The following is a 22,140-nucleotide window of genomic DNA, read 5'->3' as shown; positions in this document are numbered from 1 at the left end:
GTGAACACGGATTTCACTTTTGAGCTGCAGCTCAATTAGGCGGATTTCGTGAGCCTAGAGGGAATCGCAAGTCCCCGGCAACTGCCACCAGGTGCGCACATGTTTCCCGAGCCGATGGCATAATGCGCTGGGCCTCCAGTCCGAGCGGATCGCAAACGGCCCCTAAGGTCCACCCATACAAGTAACCTGCCGCCCGAACCTTGCGATTTGATGTGCCTCAAGTCGCGCGTTAACAATTTGAACCAGACATGCTCCGACTTGCACCTTAACGCGGGGCCGGCCTTCCGGACCCGGGAAACATTGGGCGGCATCTGACGCTGCCCGGCACGAGGTATCGCATGACGATCGCCTTCACCGCGAAGGGCCTGACCAAGACTTATGGCGAGGGGCGTTCCGCGGTCCACGCGTTGCGGGGAGTCGATCTGGAGATCCCGCAGGGCGAGATCGTGGTGATGCTTGGCGCTTCAGGCAGCGGCAAGTCGACACTGCTGAACATCCTCGGCGGGCTGGACCATGCCAGCACCGGCACCGTTCATTTCCGCGATATCTGCCTGACCGACCTCGATGATTCCGGGCTGACCCGCTACCGGCGGGAACATGTCGGCTTCGTGTTCCAGTTCTACAACCTGATGCCCAGCCTGACCGCACGGGAGAATGTCGAACTGGTAACCGAGATCGCCGATAACCCGATGCGGCCCGAGGAAGCGCTGGAGCTTGTCGGCCTGAAGGAGCGCGTGGATCACTTTCCCTCGCAGCTTTCCGGCGGAGAGCAGCAGCGTGTCGCCATCGCGCGGGCCATCGCGAAACAGCCCGAGGTCCTGTTCTGCGATGAACCTACCGGCGCGCTAGACAGCGCCACGGGCCGCGCCGTGCTGCGCGTGCTGAACGAGGTGAACCAGCGGCTGGGTGCGACCGTGCTGATGGTGACCCACGCCGCGAACATCGCGGGCATGGCGCACAAGGTGATCCGGCTGGCCGACGGCCAGATCCGCGAGGTGGAGCAGAACGAGACCCGGCTGTCGCCCGAGGAGGTCGTCTGGTGAAACCGCTCGACCGCAAGCTTCTGCGTGACCTCAATCATATTCGCGGGCAGGTCATCGCCATTGCGGCTGTGATTGCGGTGGGCGTGCTGCTGCAGGTTATGATGTCCGGGCTTGTCACGTCCCTGACCGAGACGCGACGCGCCTATTACGAGCGAAACCGGCTGGCCAATGTCTTCGCCTCCCTGACCCGTGCGCCGGATTCGCAACTGGCGATCCTGGCCGAGATTCCCGGCGTCGCGCGGGTCGAGGGACGCGTCCGCGGTGCGGCTCTGGTCAACCTGCCGGACGAGGCGGTACCGATCCAGGCAAGAGCGACCTCGCTGGAAGAGCGGGGCGAGCAGCTGTTGAACCAGGTCTACCTGACAGAGGGCCGGATGCCCGGGCAGGCGTCGCGCGACGAGATCCTGCTGTTGGCCGGCTTTGCGGCGGCGCACGATATTGCACCGGGTGACACGCTGAACGTCACCATGAACGGCGCGCGGCGCACGCTTCGGATCACAGGCCTGGCGCAGTCGCCGGAGCTGCTTTACGCCGCCGCACCCGGCCAGATGGTGCCGGATCCGGCCCGGTTCGCGGTGATCTGGATGCAGCGCACCTCACTTGCCGCCGCCTACGACATGTCGGGCGCCTTCAACGAAGTGCTTTTCGCGCTGGGGCGGGGCGCGTCGGAACCGGAGGTGATCGACCGGATCGACTCGGTACTGGACAGATGGGGCGGCACCGGAGCCTACGGGCGCGACGACCTTGTGTCGGACCGCTTCGTGCAGGAGGAAATTGCCGGCCTCGAGACCATGGCGCGTTCGGTCCCGCCGCTGTTCCTCGCGGTGGCTGCCTTCCTGCTTTACATCGTGGTCAGCCGCATCGTGCAGTCGGAACGGGAAGAGATCGGGCTACTGAAAGCGTTCGGCTATACCAATGGCGAAGTTGGCTCGCATTACTTCAAGATGGTCCTGATCGTGGCCACGGCGGGCGCCGCGGTGGGCTGCATCCTGGGCATCCTGTCCGGGCGCGCGATGATCCCGGTCTATACGAAATTCTACAATTTCCCGTTCCTTGTTTTCCGGCCGGACCCGACCTCTTTCGTGATCGGCGTGGGCGCCAGTATCGCCGCCGCCTCGGCCGGCGGGCTTTTCGTTCTGCGCCGCGTCTTCGCGCTGGACCCGGCAGAGGCGATGCGGCCCCCTGCCCCTGCCGATTACAGCCGCACGGTCACATTCGACGGACCGGTCGGCCGCATGCTGGACCAGCCGAGCCGGATGATCTTGCGCGGTGTGGCGCGGCGGCCGTGGCGCGTGGCGGCGCTGATCGCCGGGGTCGCAGGAGGCATGGCGCTGTCCGCCGGGATGACCACGATCTACGGGTCTTTCGACACCATGCAGGATCTGAGTTTCACCGTCATCGACCGGTCCGACGCGACCGTCGTCTTCAACACGCCACTGTCCGAAAAGGCGGCGCTGGAACTGGCGCGCGTTCCGGGCGTGCTGCGGGTGGAACCGACGCGCGATGTCTCCGCCATCCTGCGCAACGGACTGAAGACACAGCGCGGCGCGGTCAGCGGGATGATCGCCGACACTGAGCTGTCGCGCGCTATCGACAAGGACCTGCGGCCGATCCCCCTGCCCGAACGCGGCATCGTGCTGAGCCAGTCGCTGGCGGATATACTTGAGATCGAGCCGGGCGAAATGCTGACCATTGAGGTGCGCGAAGGCCGGCGGCCTGTGCTGGAAGTGCCGGTCGTGCGGGTTGCGCGCAGCCTGATCGGCACGCCTGCCTACATGCAGCTGGATGCGCTGAACCGCGAGATGAAGGAACCGCTGCGGATCACCAGCGCGCGGCTGATGGTCGACCCCGCGCGGGCCGACGAGATCTATGCCACGCTCAGCGACATGCCGACTGTCGCCGGTGTGACCGTGGCCGAGGATCTGCAGGCGTCGCTGCAGCGGCTGATGGACGAGGGCGCCGGATCGGCACGGTACATCATGGGCGTGGTCGCCTTCGTGATCACCTTCGGCATCGTCTATAACGCGGCCCGTATCGCGCAAACGGAGCTGAACCGCGATCTGGCCTCGCTTCGAGTGATGGGGTTTTCCAAGGGCGAGGCCGCCTTTGTCCTCCTGGGCGAACTGGGACTGATCATGCTGGTCGCGGTGCCTTTGGGTTCGGTCCTGGGCTATGGCCTGTCGATCCTGATCGCAAAGGGCTTCTCCTCTGAAATCTACCAGATTCCGACCGGGTTCGACCCTTGGAGCCATGGCTTTGCCGCCTCGTTCACGCTGGCGGCGGCTATGGTCTCGGGCTGGCTGGTGAAACGGGACCTCGACCGGACCGCGTTGATAGACGTCTTGAAATCAAGGGAATAGCAGCATGGCGCGCAAGAAACTCTCTCGTCCCATCCTGACGATCGGCGCCGCCATTCTGGTAGTCGCCGCCCTGACCGCCGCGTTCTGGCCGCGCGCCACGATGGTGGATATCGGTGAGGTGAGCCGGGGCGAGATGATGCTGACCATCGACGAGGAGGGGCGGACGCGGGTGCGGGACGCTTTCGTCGTGTCGACGCCGGTGGACGGCAGGCTTCTGCGGGTAGAGGTGCGCCCGGGCGACGCGGTGACCGAGAACGCGTCGGTCGTGGCGCAAATGCGCCCGGCGAACCCGTCGGCGCTGGACGCGCGGACGCGCGGACAGGCGATGGCGGCGGTGGAAGCCGCAGAAGCGGCGCTGCGCGTGGCAGAGGCCAACCTCGAAGCGGCGCGTGCCGATCTGGACGTGGCGAACTCTGACGTGGAACGCGCGCGGCGGCTGGCGGAGAGCGGAACCGTGAGCCAGGCGGCGCTGGACCGGGCGGAAGGTCAGGCGCGGGCGGCGGAGGCGGGGCTGCATACGGCGGAGGCGGCGATTGCGCAGCGCCGTGCGGAGCTGCAGAGCGCGCAGGCGCAGCTGATCGGCTTCGACGACCGCGGTTTACTGGATGCGCTGGAGGCGCAGCTGGGCGACGTGATGCCGATCTATTCGCCGACCGACGGGGTGATCCTGCGCGTGATCAACGAGGACGAGACGACGTTGCCGGCAGGATCCCCGATCCTAGAGGTCGGCGACGTGCGCGACAATCTGGAAGTGGTTGTGGAGCTGATCTCCTCCGACGCGGTGCAGGTCAGCGTCGGCGACGACGTGATCATCGAGAGCTGGGGTGGGCCCGGATCACTGGCGGGCACGGTGACGCGGGTGGAGCCGTTCGGGCAAACCAAGACCTCGGCGCTGGGGGTGGAGGAACAGCGGGTGACGGTAGTCGTCCGCATCTCCAGCCCGCCGGAGCGGCGCGAGGGGCTGGGGCACGGTTTTCGGGTGGAGACGCGGATCGTGATCTGGCAGTCGGAGGACGCGGTGATCGTGCCGTCCAGCGCGCTGTTCCGGGACGGCGACGGCTGGGCGGTGTTCGTTGTTCGCGACGAGCGGGCGGAGACGCAGGCGGTCGAAATCGGCCGCGACAACGGGTTGCTGGCAGAGGTGCTGGGCGGGCTGGAACCGGGCGAACAGGTTGTGCAATTCCCGTCGGCCACCCTCACCGCCGGCACGCGGGTAGCGCAGCGGGTGGTCGAATAGTCGGGCGTTATTCGACCGGGTAGTACCCGAACCGCGAAAACCGCGCCTCGGCGGCGAGGCCGGAGATGTCGAAGGCCATCATGCCGACGAAGGCGCCAGTGAAGGAGCCGTGCTCACCCCGCCCGCCCTCGTCCGAGATCACGGCGGCGTTCAGTTCCGGCCCCAGCGGCTGCCAGTTGCCGCCGCCCTGCCGGTAGAAGAACCTCTGCGTCGCGCCATCAACCTCGACCCGCAGGTCCACGGGGCCGGGCTGTAGCGGCTCCGGTTCGCCGATCATCTCGATGCCGCCGTCGGGGTAATTGCCGGGGCAGGACGTGATGACCAGCACGCGGCCAAATTCGGCATCGTCCGTGACGAGCAGAGAATGGAACTTGAAGCGGTTGTAGTAGGTCGTAAGGCCGGCATTCGCCTGATAGGTGGCCGGTTCGAATTCCACCGTCGTTTCAGCGGCATAGCGCAGATGCTCCTGCCGACGGGCGACAAGGGACTGCTCGAACCAGCTGCCGGGGCTTTCGCGCGCGATGAGCGTCAGCGCGCCGTCGCCGATGCGGAATATGCGGTCGGTCTCGGGCGTGCGTAACCACTGGAACTCGGGCGGCAGCGCACGGCCGGAGAAATCGGTGTCCGAGGACCGAGGCGGCTCCGGCTCGGCATCGGTCAGCCCTGGTAGTTCTTCGCGCGGCAGCATGCCGCCGTCTTCCAGCCACAGCCAGTCGTCGCGCCAGAGGACCCGCTCGATCCCGGTTTCACGCCCGCGCGGGCAGTAGCGGCCGGTTCCGTCCGGGCCGGAGATTGGCCGGCCCATCAGGAAGGTGTGATAGCCCTGCCCGTCCGGCGTTTCGACATACTGCCCGTGACCGGTTCGCTGGATCGGATGCTCCGGCGCATGCATTGTAGAGATCAGGTGCTTCTGCGGATGCGTTTCGTACGGTCCCCAAATGTCGCGGGAGCGCGCCATCGTCACCGCGTGGTCGTAACCGGTGCCGCCCTCTGCCACGGTCAGGTAGTACCAGCCGCCCCGCTTGAAGATATGCGGCCCCTCGGTCAACCCGCGGTCGGTGCCATCGTAGATTTTCCTGATCTGGCCACTGAGGCCGGTTTCCGGCGACCATTCCTGAAGCAGGATACCGTCGAAGCTGGCATGTTTCGGATTGCCACCAGTACCCTTGCCACGGTGGTTCCACTGAAGGACCATGAAGTATTTCTTGCCGTCTTCGTCATGGAACAGCGACGGGTCAAAGCCGGTGTTCTTGATGAACCAAGGATCGGTCCATTCACCGTCGATCGTCTCGCATGTGGTGATGTAGTTCGGCGCGTCCTTGAATGAGCCGTCGTAGCGTTTGACGTCCGTGTAGACGAGCCAGAACTTTCCGTCCGCATGGCTGAGACAGGGTGCCCAGATACCGCAGCTGTCGGGATTTCCGCGCATGTCGAGCAGCGCAGCTCGGTTCAGTGGGCGCGAAACGAGCGTCCAGTTCACGAGGTCGCGGGAATGGTGGATCTGGACGCCGGGATACCATTCGAAGGTGGAGGTGGCGATGTAGTAATCTTCTCCAACCCGGCATATGGATGGATCGGGATTGAAGCCGGGTAGAATGGGATTGCGGATCATCGCGGCGCCTTTACTTCAATCGATGTTGAGATATCTGCGAAAGCAGTCACAGGTCACCGCTCTGCCGCACCCTTGGACGTCTCGGACGACTTGGCCCACAGGTTGATCTTCTCTTCGTCGGCATATTCGTCAATCCGCGCCAGTTCGTCGGTTTTGAACTCCAGGTTACCGATTGCGCCGACGCAATCCTCCACCTGGCTCGGTTTCGACGCCCCAATCAGAGCTGTGGTGATGCCGCCTTCGCGAAGAACCCAAGCGATTGCCATCTGCGCCAGCGTCTGGCCGCGTGCCTCTGCAATATCGTTGAGTTTGCGGATGTTCTCGATGGCATGCTCCGACAGCATGTTCGGGTTCAGCGATTTGCCCTGCGTGGCACGGGAACCTTCGGGGATGCCGTTCAGGTATTTCGCCGTCAGCATGCCCTGTGCCAGCGGCGTGAACGCGATGGACCCGACGCCGAGTTCGGCCAGCGTCTCTTTCAGGCCGTCGCGCTCCACCCAGCGGTTCAGCATGTTGTAGCTCGGCTGGTGGATCAGGCAGGGCGTACCGAGATCCTTGAGGATCGCCACTGCCTCGCGCGTGCGATCGGAGTTGTAGGACGATATCCCTGCATAGAGCGCCTTGCCCGACCGCACGATGCTGTCGAGCGCGCCCATCGTTTCTTCCAGCGGCGTTTCGGGATCGAAGCGGTGGGAATAAAAGATGTCGACATAGTCGACACCAAGACGCTTTAGCGACTGGTCGCAGGAGGCGATTAGGTACTTGCGCGATCCCCATTCGCCGTAAGGGCCGGGCCACATGCCGTAGCCCGCCTTAGAAGAGATGATGAGTTCGTCGCGGTAGCCCGCGAAATCGGTCCTCAGGATATCGCCAAAGGCTGTTTCGGCGCTGCCCGGAGGCGGGCCGTAGTTGTTGGCGAGGTCGAAATGGGTGATGCCGAGGTCAAAGGCGGTCCGGCAGATCGCGCGCTTGGCGTCGTGCGCGGTGTCACCGCCGAAATTGTGCCAGAGGCCCAGCGATATGGCGGGCAGCTGCAGCCCGGACTGGCCGCAGCGCCGGTAGATCATTCGCTCGTAGCGGTCTTCTGCCGGGGAATAGGTCATTCGTCCACCATCAGAGCGGCTGCGTCGGCGGGCGTCATTGGCGCGGGCCGTTCGCAGGTGGTGTCAAGCTCGATCCAGCGGCCGTGTTCGCCGGCGGTCAGGATCGAGGTCATGACGTCCACCGCGTGCACCGCGAGCTCCAGCGAACAGCGGTGTGGGCGGCCTTCCTGGATCGCCTGCGCCATGTCGGCAAGACCGGCGGTGCGGTAGTTGGCTAGTCCGCCGAGCTTCGGGTGCTCCTGATTGGTGCGGCCGAACGGATGGTCCCAGGCTTTCAGATCGGTGATTTCGCCGTCGCGACCGGCATGCCCGACATTGCCGCCAAAGAAGTTCGGGTCGGGCAGGAACAGCGAGCCCTCGGTGCCGTAGAGCTCCATCGGGCCGTGGCGGTGCGCCCAGATATCCCAGCTGGCCGAGAAGGTGATCGTTGCGCCGTTGTCGAACTCCAGCAGCGCATGGATGTTGGTCGGGGTCTTCACCGGGATCTCCTCGCCCTGGCGCGGTCCTTCGGTGAGGATCGTGCGGGTCGGCGTGGCGGAAGTGGCGAGCGAGGCAACGCGGTTCACCGGACCCAGCAACTGGATCAGGTTGGTGATGTAGTAGGGGCCGACATCGAGGACCGGGCCGGCGCCGGGCAGGAAGAAGAAATCGGGGTTTGGGTGCCAGTGCTCCATTCCGTGGCTCATGACATGGGCGGACCCGGCGGTGACTTGGCCGATCAGCCCTTCGTCGATGCGGGCACGGGCCAGCTGGTGCGAGCCGCCGAGGAACGTGTCGGGCGCGGAGCCGACGCGCAGGCCGGTCTCTTCGGCGATATCCGAAAGCTCCTCGCCGCCCTCGAGCGACAGCACCAACGGCTTTTCGGAATAGACATGCTTGCCCGCAAGAAGCGCCTGTTTCGAGACGGGGAAGTGCGCCTCGGGGATGGTCAGGTTTACGACGACACCGATGTCGTCGCGCGCCAGCAGATCCTCGACCGACAGCGCTTCGGTGTTGAATTCCTCCGCGCGTGCCTTGCAGGCTCCCATGTTCAGGTCGGCCACGGCGCGCACCTCCAGTGCCTTGAACAGCGGAGCGAGCCGGAGGTAGGCCGTAGAGATATTGCCGCAGCCGATGATGCCTACGCCGAGTTTGTCCATGTTGTCAGGTCCTTAATAGCTTTGCGCCGAGGCGATGGAGCGCCGGGCGAAACGTGCGTGGTCGGATGGATTGTCGTGTTCCATCACAAAATACCGGCACGGGGTCGAGCGCAAGGCGGTCATGATGCCGGCCCAGTCCATGGTGCCATGACCGACATCGGCCCAGCCGTCCTCGTCGGTGCACTCGCCTTCGGGGGCGATGTCCTTCACGTGGGCGGCAAAGATACGGTCGCGGTACTTCTCGAGCCATTGCAGCGGGTCCTGCCCGCCCTTGACGCACCATGCGACGTCGAATTCCCAGGCGAGATCGCCGCCACCGAGGATCAGGTCGAGCGGCATGTCGTCGCCGCCAGTATCAACGAATTCGAAGGCGTGGTTGTGCCATCCATAGGTCAGACCCGCGTCCTGGATCGGCTTGCCCGCCTCGGCCAGCGTGTTGCCCAGGGCGGCCCAGCCCTTGGCGTCCTGCTTGCGCTGATCGGGGCCGACGGCGGGGACGAAGACGGCCTTAAGACCCAGCGTTTTCGCAATCTCAAGCACCCGGTCCGGCGTGTCGCGCACCATCTCGAGGCTGAAATGGCCGGTGGGCATGGTCAGCCCGTTGGCGTCGAGGTCAGCTTTCAGCTGGTTCAGATCACCGGGGTTCGCATAAAGCCCGCCGTAGCCTTCGACCTGCTTGTAGCCCGCATTCGCCACCATCTTCAGCGTGTCCGACAGAGGCGGGAAGTTGCGCGAGGAATAGAGCTGGTAGGAGAAATCGGTCATCTGGTCGTTCCTTGTGCCACCCCGGAGGGCCTGTTTCTTTCGTACTGCTGGCGGTTTGCCGTTTTGTGTCAGAGACGCGCTTCGCTGCTCTTGTCGAACAGCGAGCTACGGGAAGTATCGAAGCCAATCTTCATCTGGTCGCCACTGGCAACCTTGTGCTGGCCGTCGAGATTGAAGTGGAATGGCTGCCCGGCAACGGTGGTCCAGACAAGCGTATCGGCACCCATCGGCTCGAATAACTCGACCGTGACATCGGCATTGTAGGGCATCGCCTGGGCCTGATCGCCCGTCGCGACATGCTCCGGCCGGATACCCATCCATGCCGGACCGGGAGCCGCGCCGTTGGCGAACTTGTAGCCCTGCATCGGCACCGTCTCGCCATCCATGGCAAAGCCTTCCGCAGTTAGGTCCCCGTTCAGGAAATTCATCGACGGCGAGCCGATGAACTCGGCCACGTACTTCGTCTTGGGACGGTTGTAGATCTCGTCGGGCGAGCCGAGCTGCTGGATCTTGCCCGCCCGCATGATCGCGATCCGGTCGGCCAGTGTCATTGCCTCGATCTGATCGTGGGTGACGTAGATCATCGTGTTCTTCAGCTTGTGGTGCAGCCGCTTGATCTCCACCCGCAGGTCCGCGCGCAGCTTGGCGTCGAGGTTAGACAAAGGCTCGTCGAACAGGAAGACGTCCACGTCGCGCACCAACGCCCGGCCGATCGCCACCCGCTGCCGTTGACCGCCCGACAGTGCCGCTGGCTTGCGGTCCAGCAGCGGCTGGATCTGCAGGATCTCCGCCGCACGGGCGACGCGTTCCTCGATCTCGACCTTCGGCACCTTCGCGTTCTTCAGCCCGAAGGACAGGTTCCCCTTCACGGACATCTGCGGGTAGAGCGCGTATGACTGGAACACCATGCCGATGCCGCGGTGGCTGGGTTCTTCCCAGGTCACGTTGCGATCCTTGATCCAGATCTGGCCGCCGGTCACTTCCAGCAGCCCGGCGATGCAGTTCAGCAGCGTGGACTTGCCGCAGCCGGACGCGCCCAGCAGGACAAGGAACTCGCCTTCCGGGATCTCCAGATTCAGATTCTTCAGGACTTCGACGGCGCCGAAGGACAGGTCGAGATTTTTGATTTCAACGGAATTAGCAGTCATGTCTCAGCCTTTGACGGCGCCCGCGGCGATGCCGCGCACGAAAAGTTTGCCGGATACGAAGTAGATGGTCAGCGGCACGAGCCCGGTCAGGATCGTGGCCGCCATGTTGACGTTGTATTCTTTCACGCCCTGCACCGAGTTGACGATGTTGTTGAGCTGAACCGTCATCGGGTAGGTGTCTGGCTTGGTGTAGACCACGCCGAAAAGGAAGTCGTTCCAGATCCCGGTGACCTGAATGATCATCGCAACCACGAAGATCGGCAGCGACATCGGCAGCATGATCTGGAAATAGATCCCCCAGAACCGCGCACCGTCGACGCGGGCGGCCTTGAAAAGCTCTTCCGGCAGCGAGGTGAAGTAGTTGCGGAACAAGAGCGTCAGGATCGGCATGCCGAAGATCGTATGCACGATGACGAGGCCCCAGAGCGTGCCGTAAAGCCCGATTTCCCGAAGGATGATCACGATCGGGTACAGCATCACCTGATAGGGGATGAAGGCCCCGAAGATCAGGATGGTGAAGAAGGTGTCGGCTCCCTTGAACCGCCAGTTCGCGAGCGCATAGCCGTTCACGGATGCGATCAGGATCGAGATGATTACCGATGGCACTGTGATCTGGACAGAGTTCCAGAAGCCGCGGCTTAGACCGTCGCAGTTGAGGCCCGTACAGGCCTGCGACCACGCTTTGACCCACGGCTCGAAGGTAATTTCAACCGGCGGCGAGAAGATGTTGCCAAGCCGGATCTCGGGCATCCCCTTCAGCGATGTCACGATCATGACGTAGAGCGGCAGCGCGTAATAGAACGCCACGACGATCAGCGTGCCGTAGATGAAGATATTGGCGCGGGAGAAGCGCTTGCGCGGTTTCGGGCCCTGCGGGCCTTCGAGTTGCCGCGACACGGCGTCGAAACCGGCCGCTGTCTGGGACATAACTGCCGGATTAGCCACGGTTCTTGCTCCCGAATTCCAGATAGGCCCAGGGGATGACGACGATGGCGACAGCCAGCAGCATCATGGTCGACGCCGCAAAGCCCTGGCCAAGGTTCTGACCCTGGAACATGTAGTCGTATACGTATTTCGCCGGGACTTCGGACGAGATGCCCGGCCCGCCCGATGTCTGCGCCACGACAAGGTCGTAGAGCCGCACGATGCCCGACGCGATGATGACCAGCGTGGTGATGAAGACCGGCCGCATCATCGGAATGACGATGAAGAGGTAGGTCTTCCACGCCGGGATGCCGTCGACGCGGGCGGCCTTCCAGATCTCCTGATCGATGCCGCGCAGACCGGCGAGCATCAGCACCATGACAAGGCCGGTGCCCTGCCACAGCCCAGCGATCAGAATGCCGAAGATGACGATGTCGGCATTGTTCAGCGGATCGAATGTGAAGCTTTCCCAGCCCAGACCGCGAATGATGCTCTGCACCCCGAAATCCGGATTGAGGATCCACTGCCAGACCAGACCGGTGACGATGAAGGATAGCGCGAAGGGATAAAGGATGATGGTGCGGAACGTGTTCTCGAACCGGATCTTCTGATCCATCAGGGCGGCGAGGGTGAAACCGATAATGAAGGACAGGATCAGAGAGCAGATCCCGTAGATCATCAGGTTCTCGATCGAGACGATCCAGCGGTTTGTGCTCCATAACCGTTCGTATTGATCGAGACCGACGAATTGCGCACGTGGCAGAAGCTTGGAGTTGGTGAAGGAATAGACCACCGTCCAGATCGTTCCGCCAAGGAAGACGGCGACCGCGACGACCGCCATAGGAATGGCTGCGATCTTGGCGGTAAGGTTCAGCACCAGCACGCGCTCGACAAGCCCCGGCCTGTTCGCCTGTAGGGTGTCGGTGCCTGCAATCACAAGCGCGGCGCCGACAAGTGCGGCGGCGACGCCCCAAAAGAGCCCATGATCCGAACAGAACTCGACAATGATGCCACCGAATTTGCCCAGCGGGTCGAAGATGGGTTCGGCGCTCTCGCCCAAAATGGCCATCAACAGCAGGAATGCCGCCAGCAGCCACCAGCCGTACGCATTGCGCCGCAGGCGGTTGCTGCCGACCACTACGGGCCCGGAGCGGGTGGAATACATGCCTGCAAGCGACAGGACGGCAAAGGCCAGACAGGCCCAAGGCAACAGGAACGCAACCCATGCGCCTGTCGGTCCGGCCAGTTCGAAAAGCAGGTTCAGGCCAAGCTGCATCGCCAGCCATATAAGCGCAGCACTGACGATCCCAGTTACAAAGCCACGTTCGCTACGCGCGCGCCGATCATCGGGCGTTGCACCCGCTCCGACGACGGATTCGGCGATTTCCGCCATTACTCGTTCTCCCCTCGAGCGGCCCTCCCCGGCCGCTTTCCCGTCAGGCTCCTCGCTGATGCAAAGCTGCCCCCAGCGCGGACCGGCGTGGAAATCCGCCGGCTCTGGGAGCCGGCGGTATCTTCAGGATGCGATCAGTCCGCGTTCGCGACGATGTCGACGAAGCGCGCCTGCGCGTCCTCCGGCGTGATCGAGGGATCGTTGAAGAATTCCACGAACAGGTCGTTGAGTTGGTTGTTCGTGTCCTCGGTGTTCAGGATCGTGGTCGAAGGCAAGGTATTGCCGGCGGCCAGGATCTCGAGACCCTTCTTCATGCAGTCGTTCGCCGCTGCGAGGTCGATATCGCCCCGGATCGGCAGCGAGCCCTTCTTGAGGTTGAAGGCCACCTGCGTTTCGGGCGCCAGCAGCGTCGCCGCCAGAACGTCCTGCGCCGCGGTGATCTCTTCATCGTCAACGACCGGGAAGTAGAAAGCGTCACCGGCGGTGTCGATCAGTTCGTTGATGCCCAGACCCGGCAGACAGGAATAATCCTCGCCTGCGACCTGTCCGGCCACCTGGAACTCACCCTGTGCCCAGTCGCCCATCACCTGACCGCCGGCGGCGCCGGTGATAACCATGTTGGTCGCCTGGTTCCAGTCCTGCACGTTCGAGCCTTGCGACATTTCACGCGCATCGGCGGCGGCCTTGAAAACGCGCGCCAGTTCCTCGCCAGCGGCGAGTTCGGCGTCGTTCTCACCATAGACCTGCACCAGCACGTCCGGACCGGCCAGGCCGACCATCAGTACGTTGAACAGGCCCGAAGCCTGCCAGGGCTGACCGCCCAGTGCCAGCGGCACGACACCTGCTTCGCGCAGGGCCGGAGCGGCCGCGACGTATTCGTCCCAGTTGGTCGGAACGTCGACGCCCGCCTTCTCGAACGCATCGTGGCTGAGCCACAGCCATTGCCAAGAGTGGATGTTCACCGGCGCGCAATAGATCTTGCCATCGACGGTGCACGCATCCATCAGCGAGGGTGGATTGACGATGTCCTTCCAGCCTTCCGCCTCGGCCACGTCGGTGAGATCGCGCAGCAGGCCCGCCTCGATCAACTCCTCGGCTTGCCGCCCATGGTTGAACTGGAACGCCCCCATCGGGTCACCGCCGATGATCCGGCTGACGATGATCGGACGGGCGGTGCCACCAGAACCGGCGATCGCGCCGTCGACCCAGTGGTTGTCTGTTGCATCGAATGCCCTGGCGAGTTCGGCGACGGCGGCTGCTTCGCCGCCCGATGTCCACCAGTGCATGACTTCAAGGTCCGTTGCATGCGCCGCGCCCGCGGTCGTCAGGGCCGTCGCAGTCAACAAAGTAGCCAGTTTTCTCATTGAGTCCTCCCTTTGGCTAAATCGTTTACGGAGAGCCTATAACGTTTTAGATTTGCGTTTCAAGCGCTAACATGCCAGATAATCCGAACGCCGCCGACGGCGGATAATACAAGGATCCGGCTTGTATCGCGTGGAAAAAACCGTGCAGGATGAACCGGTTGATGGGATGAAATGGCCGCGAGCGACAGGAAAAAACCCACGCTCAAGACGATATCAGAGCTGAGCGGATTGGCGGTACCCACTGTCAGCCGGGCACTTCATGACGCCCCGGATATCGGTGCCGCAACCAAAGCGCGAATCCGTCAGATCGCGCGAGAGATCGGCTACGTTCCGAACCGCGCCGGCGTGCGCCTGAAGACCGGCAAGACCAACGTCATCTCGCTGATCCTGTCGACCGAGCACGAAATCCTGAACCACACCGCGCGGATGATCTCGGCCATCGCCGGCGCGCTGCGCAGCACGCGCTACCACCTGATCGTCACACCCTACTTCCCGACCGAGGATCCGATGATCCCGGTGCGCTACGTGGTCGAGAACGCGACCGCCGATGCGATGATCCTGAACCAGATCCAGCCGCAGGACCCGAGGCTCCGGTATCTGATCGACGAAGGCTTTCCCTTTGCCGCCCACGGCCGGTCCGAGTGGCGCGAGCAGCATTCGTATTTCGACTATGACAACCGCGCTTTCGCCAAGCTGGCTGTGGAACGGCTGGCGGCGCGGGGGCGACGGCACGTCATGGTGATCGCCCCGCCGCTGGCGCAGAACTACTCGCAGGACATCAAGGCAGGCATGGAAGAAGCCGCGCACGCGGCCGGCATTACTGCGCGGTTCAACATGGACGCGACTTCGGATGACAGCCCCGAGACGATCGCCGCCGCGACGATGGGTTACCTGACACGCCATCCGGACGTGGACGGAATGCTTTGCGCCTCGACCACCGCCGCGATGTCTGTCGTCGCCGCGCTGGAAGCGGAAGGCCGGGTCGTCGGCGGCAATGTCGATGTCGCCGCCAAGGAATCGGTGAACTTCCTGACCCAGTTCCGCCCGTCGATCCTCGCGGTGTCCGAAGATGTACGGCGGGCCGGAGACTTCCTCGCCCGCGCCGCGATCCGCGCCATAGAGGAACCCGACGAACCGCCGATGCAGGGGCTTGAGGTGCCGAATGCCGCCTCGTTCCGCACCGGGCTCGACATACTGAAACCCGCGTCATGACGGAGGAGACATGGCCAGCACGATGAAGGGGCCAGGACTGTTCCTGGCCCAGTTCGCAGGCGACGAAGCGCCGTACAATTCGCTTGCAGGGATCGCGGGCTGGGCGGCCTCGCTCGGCTACAAGGCAGTGCAGATCCCTACCTTCGACGACCGGCTGTTCGACCTCGACAAGGCCGCCGGAAGCCAGACCTATTGCGACGAGGTGCTGGGCATCTGTTCGGATGCCGGCGTAGCGGTCAGCGAGCTGTCGACCCACCTGCAGGGGCAACTGGTGGCCGTCCATCCGGCCTACGACCTGGCGTTCGACGCCTTCGCGCCCGAGTCCGTGCACAAGAACCCGAAAGCGCGGCAGGAATGGGCCGTGGACCAGATGAAGAAGGCGGCCAAGGCGGCGCGCAACATGGGACTGGATACGACCGTGTCCTTCACCGGTTCGCTGGCTTTCCCCTATCTCTACCCCTGGCCGCAGCGCCCGCCCGGCCTGATCGAAGAGGCTTTCGCCGAGCTTGGCCGCCGATGGAAGGAAATCCTCGATGTCTACGAGGATCAGGGCGTGGATGTAGGCTACGAAATCCACCCGGGCGAGGACGTGTTCGATGGCGCGACCTACGAGATGTTCGTGGAGGCGACGGGAAACCATGACCGGGCGCTGATCAACTACGACCCCTCGCACTTCCTGCTGCAGCAGCTGGACTACCTGTCCTTCATCGACCTCTACCACGACCGGATCTGCGCCTTCCACGTGAAGGATGCGGAGTTCAATCCGGACGGGCGGCAGGGCGTCTATTCGGGCTATCAGGGCTGGACCGAACGCGCCGGACGGTTCCGATCGCTAGGCGACGGGCAGGTGGATTTCTCGGGCATCTTCTCGAAACTCTGTCAGTACGATTACGACAGCTGGGCGGTGCTGGAATGGGAATGCTGCCTGATATCCCCCGAACAGGGCGCGGCGGAAGGCGCGCCGTTCATCAACGCCCATATCATCGAGGCGACCGGCAAGGCCTTTGACGATTTCGCCGGTGGCGAGACCGATCAGGCGAAGATCCGGTCGATGCTGGGGCTGTGAGGGGGGCGCCTGACTTCGCCCGCCGCAGACTGCGAATCCGAAGTGACAAAGGTACCCGTCTTCGTTCGGGCACCTTCCTCATGCTCGCGGCCTCAACACGCCGGATCATGGCCACAGCGGACCAAACCCGGGCAGCAAGCGCGTCGGCCCTTCGTCTCAACCCGCGACAGGCCGGCGTCGTCGATTGATCAGGTCTGGATCCGGCGTCGCCGTAGACGTGTGGCCGTAGCACAGAGGCCAAGCGCACCGATCAGCAGAAATGCCGATGCTGGCAATGGCACTGGCGCGAGCGCATTTGGCACCGATTTCGCAAAGGCCGTCGCGCCCTCGCTTCCCTCGACCCGCCAGCCCGAGAGATAGCCTTCCTCGAAATCCCCGTTCGAAAGAAGGTCCAGGCGCCTGCCGTCCTGCAGGAAGGCGACGTTGTCCAGACGTATCGTCGCGCCGTCCTGACCCGTCAGCAGGAATCTCAGATCGACAGTTTCGCCCCTTTGGAGGTCGCCGAAGAATGGCTGCGGGCTGATACCTGCGAACCGGTAGATCCCGTCCGACGGCACGCTTTCGGAACGCAGGGTGCCAAGTGACATATCGCCGATCAGGACTTCCAGCATTCCCATTCCGGTCAGGAAATCCACGTCGAACTCCAGGTCGAAGGCCGATGTCGGGAAAGCGCCCTGCAGGGCCGAGGCGACCGAAAGGCTTCCGCCTTTCGGCAGGCTCATCTGGATATCAAGATCGGATAGGTAGTCGGCGAAAGACTGCGCCCGCAGTATGTGCTGTGTTCCGTCGGCCAATTCGGCCCAAAGCGTGATGATGCCATCGTCGTTCAGCGCCTCTGCCTTCTGCAGGCCCACGGAAACGACGGTTTGTCCAAAGAGCACGTCTCCCGGACCGATGACGCGGTTGTTTGCGGCATCGTCCCCGGTGAAAATGCCGGAGCCCTGGATATCGAGATCGGCGCCGAAGACGATCTCCTGGTATTTGTTCACAGAGACTTCTCGGAACGCATCGAAGGGACCGATTTCCGTAGCGACCTCGTCAAACTCAGTCGGCGAAATCCTTTGCAGCACCACCGCCTCACCGGTGGAAGATCTGCGTCCCGTTACAACAGCGGCGGTCATCGGGCCATTCGTGGCCAGCGTTTCAAGCGCAACATCGCTGAAATCGTAATAGCCGCTGCCGGAGTAGAGGATCTGGTTGAACGACGTACCATCGATGGTCGAAATTACGCCGTCGGCGTTCTCGACGATGAAGTAAACCTGCCCCGTATTGGCCTGATGCATGTTTGGCGTGGCTTTCGGCCCGGATTTCAGCGGATAGACATCGCCGCCCCGCCCGGCTGCGATGCTGCCGCTTTCTAGAGTGCCCGGAGGCCCCTGCAGCTTGTAGAAGGCGACCCTTCCGTCCAGTTTCGGCTCACCCTGGTTGGTGGTCTGGTAGTTGCTGACCGGGCAGCCTGTCCGGCAGGTGATGTTTTCGACGCTGACGAATTCGGTGTCCTTGTCGCCCTCCCTGACAATGCGGGTGATCAGGCCGGCCGAATCCACCCGGTAGACGCCGTAAAGGCCGTCACTGTCCGTCGCGGTAAAGGAAATGTACTCGCCGTCGTCGCTGATGACCGGGTTCGTCTCGAAGTCGATATCGAGATTGACGCTCGCTTCGTCAGCCGCGATGCGGTCTGTTCCATCGGCCGCAACGACACGGATGCGTTCGCGAACAATGCCTCCGTCAAGATAGCGCTCGGACAGCACAACTTCGCCCGTATCGGCGATCGACGGGCGCCGGTTCAGCGGCATATTACCACCCGGCGCCGTGGACGGAGCGGACGCGACGGACTCGAAAAGATAGAGAGGCACGGCCGTGGCGAGCGATGGGACGGTCACAACCGTAGCAAGTATCCCGCAAAGCAAGTATCGCATTGGAAAATCCCTAAATGTGAAGCAATAAAGTCATTAAATTGCGTGCACTATACCACGTTCATTCGGAAAATTCCATCCAGCCAATCGGCGGCTGCGTGTAACCGTCAGTTGAATGGCGGATCGCCCGGCAGAGCTTCCCTACCCAGCCGACTGGGCACTTCGTACGGCGAGGTCGACCCGCATTGGCACACATGAAAATGGGCCCGGCATCCGCGATGCCGGGCCCATATCTGTCTGGTCTAGGAACGACCTGCCGAAGCGCGTTACGCGTTCGCGCGGCGGCGCTGGCGGCGGCGGTTGTTCGATTTCGGCTTCTGCGGCGCATTGGCGGCTGTGCGGGGCTTCTGACCTTCCTGCCGACGGCCTTGTTGACCTTCCTGCCGACGCGCCTGCTGGCCCTCATTCCGGCGGCCCTGCTGACCTTCCTGACGGCGACCCTGCTGGCCACCGCCACTACCGCCGCGGCGGCGGCGATTGCGCTGCGGCTTGCCGGAGCGTTCGCCGGCCTCTGCCGTCGGGCGGGTGCCACCGGCGACCGGAATCTCGATCTTCATCAGCTTCTCGATCTGCTTCAGCTGATCGACCTCGTCCGCGGCGCAGAACGCAATGGCCTCGCCTTCGCGTCCGGCGCGCGCCGTGCGACCGATGCGGTGGACGTAGTTGTCGGGCACTTCCGGCAGGTCGTAGTTGACCACATAGGCCACGCCGGGAATGTCGATGCCGCGCGCGGCCACGTCGGTGGCGACCAGCACGGTGATGTCACCGTCGCGGAACGCCTTGATTGCGCGGTCGCGCTGTCCCTGGCTTTTGTTGCCGTGGATCGAAGCGGCGTTGAAGCCGTCGTCGACCAGCCCCTTCATCAGCTTCTCAGCTCCGTGCTTGGTGCGAGAGAAGACCAGCGTCAGCGCGTCCATGTCGCGCGACAGGATCTCGCGCAGCTTGGCCGGTTTCGCGGGCTTGTCGACGAAATGCACCGACTGGGTGATCTTGTCGGCGGCCTTGCCCGGGGGCGAGACCTGCACCCGGCGCGGGTTGGTCAAGTAGGCGCGGCTGAGCTCTTCCATCTGTTTCGGCATGGTGGCCGAGAACAACATGGTCTGCCGAGGAGTGCCGAGGCGCGGCGCGATCTTGCGCAGCGCATGAATGAAGCCGAGGTCCAGCATCTGGTCGGCCTCGTCCAGCACTAGCTGGCGGGTCTGCGACAGGTCCACCGCGCCGCGCTCCATCAGGTCGATGAGGCGGCCGGGCGTGGCGACGAGGATGTCGGTGCCGCGCGACAGGAAGTTGATCTGCTTGCCGATGGACTGACCGCCGACCACGGTCGAGACACGCAATTTCGTGCCCACGGTCAGGCCGCGCAGGCTTTCTGCAATCTGGTTCACCAGTTCGCGGGTCGGCGCGAGGATCAGCGCCTTGACGGTCTTGGGCGCGGGCCGGCCGGGCTGCGCCAGCAGGGCATCGATCAGCGGCAGGCCGAAGGCCAGCGTCTTGCCGGTGCCGGTCTGGGCAAGACCCAGGACGTCATGGCCTTCCAGCGCCAGCGGAATCGCCTGGTTCTGGATCGGGGTAGGTTCTTTGAATCCGACGCGCTTGATGGCGTCGTTAAGGGCCGGCGCAAGGCCGAGCATGTCGAAGTCGAACAAAAGGTTTCCTTTTCGGACCCGTTCCGCGGGATGCGGACGGAGAATGGACAAGGCGATGCGAAGCGCACCGCCGGGCGAGGGTTAAGCGCGGCCTCTGGATGAACGGGCGAACCCCGTGCCATCCGGCCGTCGCGGTAAGAACCCTGCGTGAATGGGAACTGGATATCGTGGTGCGCTGATGGCCCTTGTCAGGGCGCGGCATGCTCACGCGGCAGCGCAGCGTCGAGAGGCACATGTGGCATCGCGGCGGCTTTGTCAAGCTCCGCACGGCGGCCTAGGCGTCCTCGTCCTCCGGCTCGGACGCGGGCGGTTTGTACGCTATGAAGAACTCGTAGGCACATAGAATGCCCAGCCCGATGAACAGCGAGGCCCAGAAACCGTTACCGTTAACGCCTTCGAAAGCGCCCCACGCAAGGCAGAATAGGGTCACGGCAATCCGCACCCAGAGCGGGCGATAAAACGGGTGCGAGGTGTCGATCAGTTTTCTCATCCGGGCAAGCGCTCGAACATCACGGGGATCGCATCCGTGATCGAGTTGGCGATGATGGAACTGTCGCGCGCGGCGTCGAAGACAGCCTGCAGCGTTGTCTCGTCCGCACCGGAAAGCCGGGCGCACACGCGGGCACGTGCCACCCGCGGCGGCGTTCCCGCCAGTTCCACCTCGGCGTCCAGCGCTTCTATCGCGATCTGCAGTCCGGATTCGTGGGCCGCGAAGTTCAGTTCGTTCCAGAAGCATCCGCCAAGCGCGGCTGCCATCAGTTCGCCGCCCTCGAACCCGAGGCCCCTGCCCCCGGCAACACCTTCTGGCCGGTCGGCGACTACAGATCGCCCGCCTGCCATTCCCAGGCCAGCGGCGGTCCCCGAAACGGTGCGAAAACTCATCCCGATATGTCGCGTCATGCGGCCTCCTCCCCTGGCAGCGGCGCGCCTAGATGATACTGGCTCAACCGCGATTCCGGCAAGCACCGCGCTCAGAGCCGGCCCGCCGGCGGCGCGAAGGCGTCGGGACCCAGCAGCGACACAACCTCCGCCGCCAGAAGACCGGTCAGCGGCGGGATCACCGCCACGGCCAGCATCCGCAGCAGGGTGAACCGCCATCCCATCATCGGCAACTCGTAAGCGATGACCCGGTGCATGGCAAAGACCGACCACCCCGCGATCAGCGCCATGATCTGCGGCGCCCCGGCGCCGGAGCCCCAGAGGAACACGGCGATCGGAAACGAGGTCATAGGCCCGCCGGGCATGATGCCACCGAGAATCGACGCGATCAGGATCCCGGTGAGGCCGCTCGACGCGCCGATCTGCCGCCCGATAAGCTCTGCCGGGATGATCTGCGACAGGAACGAAGCGGCGAGCAGTGCAACGATCAGGCGCGGCGCGATGTTGAGCGCAGAGGTGACCGCAAAGCCGCCGGACTGGCGCAGCGCAATCATGCCGCCACGCCTGTAGGCCACAATGCCCAGCCAGATCAGCAGCAGCGGCAGAAAGAGGCGCACGGCAATCTTCAAGCGCGCGCGCCTTCCGGCCCGTCCTCACCCGGCGGGCCGGGATTGAGGGATGTATTGCGTGCAATGACCCGTGCGAGATACCCGGCAAGCACTGGCATCGGCAGGCTGATCAGCAGTCGCACAAGGCTGAATTCTGCGCCCATCAGCGGGATCTCCCACACGATCAGGCGGTGAACCCCAATAAGTGCCCAGCCGGTGATGTAAGCGACCACCGCACCAAGATCGGCGCCTGCCTTCCACAGCGCGATTACCAGCGGAAATGACGCGAACGGCCCCGAAGGTGTCAGCGCCCCGGCAACCGACCCCAATACCAGTCCACGCCAGCCGGTGGAGCCGCCAAAGAAACGCCGTATCTTGTCCTGCATGCCGATCGCCTGGATCAGCCCGCCGATCATCAGGCCGGCCAGAAGCTGCGGCGCGACGAACAGAGCCAGACCGAGGGCGTTACGAACCGCATCCAGCGTCACTTCGGCACCTTTCAGGTGGTAGCATGCGGCACCTGCCACCAGCGCGATGATCAAGAAGACGAGGAAGGTTTTGTCGAACGGCTTTCCCATCAGGCGGCCCAACCGTTCCCAGTTACTGACACGCGAGCACCCCGGCCCGGAGCGTCATGCATACAAGTCAGCGATTTGAGGATCATCGGCAGTCTCCGGCCGCAAAGGCCACGGCCCCTCATAACGTGATCCGCCGAACAAGTTAAA

At 63.7% G+C, this 22,140-nt stretch carries 19 protein-coding genes; 5 read left to right on the top strand and 14 right to left on the bottom strand.

Translation table 11 applies throughout. The annotated features are described in order from the left end of the window. Positions 1–338: 338 nt before the first annotated feature. The 3 genes from HCO70_RS00865 to HCO70_RS00855 are packed head-to-tail and all read left to right on the top strand — an operon-like array spanning position 339 to position 4,640. A complete protein-coding gene (locus HCO70_RS00865; protein ID WP_172292183.1) occupies positions 339–1,043 on the top strand; it encodes an ABC transporter ATP-binding protein in 705 nt (234 codons plus the stop codon). Then, positions 1,040–3,403, top strand: a complete 2,364-nt coding sequence (locus tag HCO70_RS00860) for an ABC transporter permease (protein WP_371742129.1) — start codon at positions 1,040–1,042, stop codon at positions 3,401–3,403. The genes HCO70_RS00865 and HCO70_RS00860 overlap by 4 nt, the downstream gene beginning before the upstream one ends. A gap of 4 nt (positions 3,404–3,407) precedes the next feature. After that, a complete protein-coding gene (locus HCO70_RS00855; protein WP_172292181.1) occupies positions 3,408–4,640 on the top strand; it encodes an efflux RND transporter periplasmic adaptor subunit in 1,233 nt (410 codons plus the stop codon). A gap of 7 nt (positions 4,641–4,647) precedes the next feature. On the opposite strand, the gene HCO70_RS00850 is transcribed toward HCO70_RS00855, so the two are convergent. The 8 genes from HCO70_RS00850 to HCO70_RS00815 form a co-directional block, all read right to left on the bottom strand. Beyond that, positions 4,648–6,252: a glycoside hydrolase family 43 protein gene (locus tag HCO70_RS00850; RefSeq protein ID WP_172292179.1), complete on the bottom strand. Its 1,605-nt coding sequence runs from the start codon at positions 6,250–6,252 to the stop codon at positions 4,648–4,650. Between the two features lie 53 nt (positions 6,253–6,305). After that, positions 6,306–7,355 carry an L-glyceraldehyde 3-phosphate reductase gene (mgrA, locus tag HCO70_RS00845; RefSeq protein ID WP_172292177.1) on the bottom strand — a complete coding sequence of 350 codons (1,050 nt, stop codon included), beginning with the start codon at positions 7,353–7,355 and terminating at the stop codon, positions 6,306–6,308. After that, entirely contained in the window at positions 7,352–8,494 is a 1,143-nt protein-coding gene (locus HCO70_RS00840; RefSeq protein WP_172292175.1) for a Gfo/Idh/MocA family protein, read from the bottom strand. The genes mgrA and HCO70_RS00840 overlap by 4 nt, the downstream gene beginning before the upstream one ends. A gap of 12 nt (positions 8,495–8,506) precedes the next feature. Beyond that, complete coding sequence (locus HCO70_RS00835) at positions 8,507–9,259, bottom strand: sugar phosphate isomerase/epimerase (protein WP_172292173.1); 753 nt, start codon at positions 9,257–9,259, stop codon at positions 8,507–8,509. Between the two features lie 68 nt (positions 9,260–9,327). Next, on the bottom strand, positions 9,328–10,407 hold the full coding sequence (locus HCO70_RS00830; RefSeq protein WP_172292171.1) for an ABC transporter ATP-binding protein: 1,080 nt from the start codon (positions 10,405–10,407) through the stop codon (positions 9,328–9,330). A 3-nt stretch (positions 10,408–10,410) separates the two neighbouring features. Beyond that, positions 10,411–11,334 (bottom strand): carbohydrate ABC transporter permease, encoded by a 924-nt coding sequence (locus HCO70_RS00825; protein WP_216665212.1) that lies wholly within the window; start codon positions 11,332–11,334, stop codon positions 10,411–10,413. 10 nt (positions 11,335–11,344) lie between these two features. Next, the gene (locus HCO70_RS00820; RefSeq protein ID WP_172296036.1) at positions 11,345–12,172 is read right to left on the bottom strand and encodes a carbohydrate ABC transporter permease; all 828 of its coding nucleotides are present in this window, start codon (positions 12,170–12,172) and stop codon (positions 11,345–11,347) included. A gap of 686 nt (positions 12,173–12,858) precedes the next feature. Beyond that, complete coding sequence (locus HCO70_RS00815) at positions 12,859–14,088, bottom strand: ABC transporter substrate-binding protein (protein WP_172292167.1); 1,230 nt, start codon at positions 14,086–14,088, stop codon at positions 12,859–12,861. 171 nt (positions 14,089–14,259) lie between these two features. Here HCO70_RS00815 and HCO70_RS00810 point away from each other — a divergent pair, with 171 nt between their 5' ends. Continuing rightward, a complete protein-coding gene (locus HCO70_RS00810; RefSeq protein ID WP_172292165.1) occupies positions 14,260–15,300 on the top strand; it encodes a LacI family transcriptional regulator in 1,041 nt (346 codons plus the stop codon). Between the two features lie 10 nt (positions 15,301–15,310). Next, complete coding sequence (locus tag HCO70_RS00805) at positions 15,311–16,366, top strand: sugar phosphate isomerase/epimerase (protein ID WP_172292163.1); 1,056 nt, start codon at positions 15,311–15,313, stop codon at positions 16,364–16,366. 188 nt (positions 16,367–16,554) lie between these two features. Here the strand turns inward: HCO70_RS00805 and HCO70_RS00800 are convergent, their stop codons facing one another. The 6 genes from HCO70_RS00800 to HCO70_RS00775 form a co-directional block, all read right to left on the bottom strand. Continuing rightward, entirely contained in the window at positions 16,555–18,249 is a 1,695-nt protein-coding gene (locus HCO70_RS00800; protein ID WP_216665211.1) for a hypothetical protein, read from the bottom strand. A gap of 299 nt (positions 18,250–18,548) precedes the next feature. Continuing rightward, positions 18,549–19,928: a DEAD/DEAH box helicase gene (locus HCO70_RS00795; protein ID WP_172292159.1), complete on the bottom strand. Its 1,380-nt coding sequence runs from the start codon at positions 19,926–19,928 to the stop codon at positions 18,549–18,551. A 274-nt stretch (positions 19,929–20,202) separates the two neighbouring features. Further along, positions 20,203–20,418, bottom strand: coding sequence for a DUF3329 domain-containing protein (locus HCO70_RS00790; RefSeq protein WP_172292157.1), 216 nt, complete (start codon positions 20,416–20,418; stop codon positions 20,203–20,205). Next, the gene (locus HCO70_RS00785; RefSeq protein ID WP_172292155.1) at positions 20,415–20,828 is read right to left on the bottom strand and encodes an OsmC family protein; all 414 of its coding nucleotides are present in this window, start codon (positions 20,826–20,828) and stop codon (positions 20,415–20,417) included. Before HCO70_RS00785 ends, HCO70_RS00790 begins: the two co-directional genes overlap by 4 nt. Positions 20,829–20,899: 71 nt before the next feature. Beyond that, positions 20,900–21,436: a permease gene (locus HCO70_RS00780; protein WP_216665210.1), complete on the bottom strand. Its 537-nt coding sequence runs from the start codon at positions 21,434–21,436 to the stop codon at positions 20,900–20,902. Continuing rightward, positions 21,433–21,993 carry a permease gene (locus tag HCO70_RS00775; protein WP_172292153.1) on the bottom strand — a complete coding sequence of 187 codons (561 nt, stop codon included), beginning with the start codon at positions 21,991–21,993 and terminating at the stop codon, positions 21,433–21,435. The genes HCO70_RS00780 and HCO70_RS00775 overlap by 4 nt, the downstream gene beginning before the upstream one ends. Between the last annotated feature and the right edge of the window lie 147 nt (positions 21,994–22,140).

Source organism: Pseudoruegeria sp. HB172150 (genome assembly GCF_013184805.1).
Taxonomy (GTDB): Bacteria; Pseudomonadota; Alphaproteobacteria; order Rhodobacterales; family Rhodobacteraceae; genus Psychromarinibacter.
The sequence above is the reverse complement of the archived record's forward strand: the minus strand, read 5'-3'. Positions and strand labels throughout refer to the sequence as shown.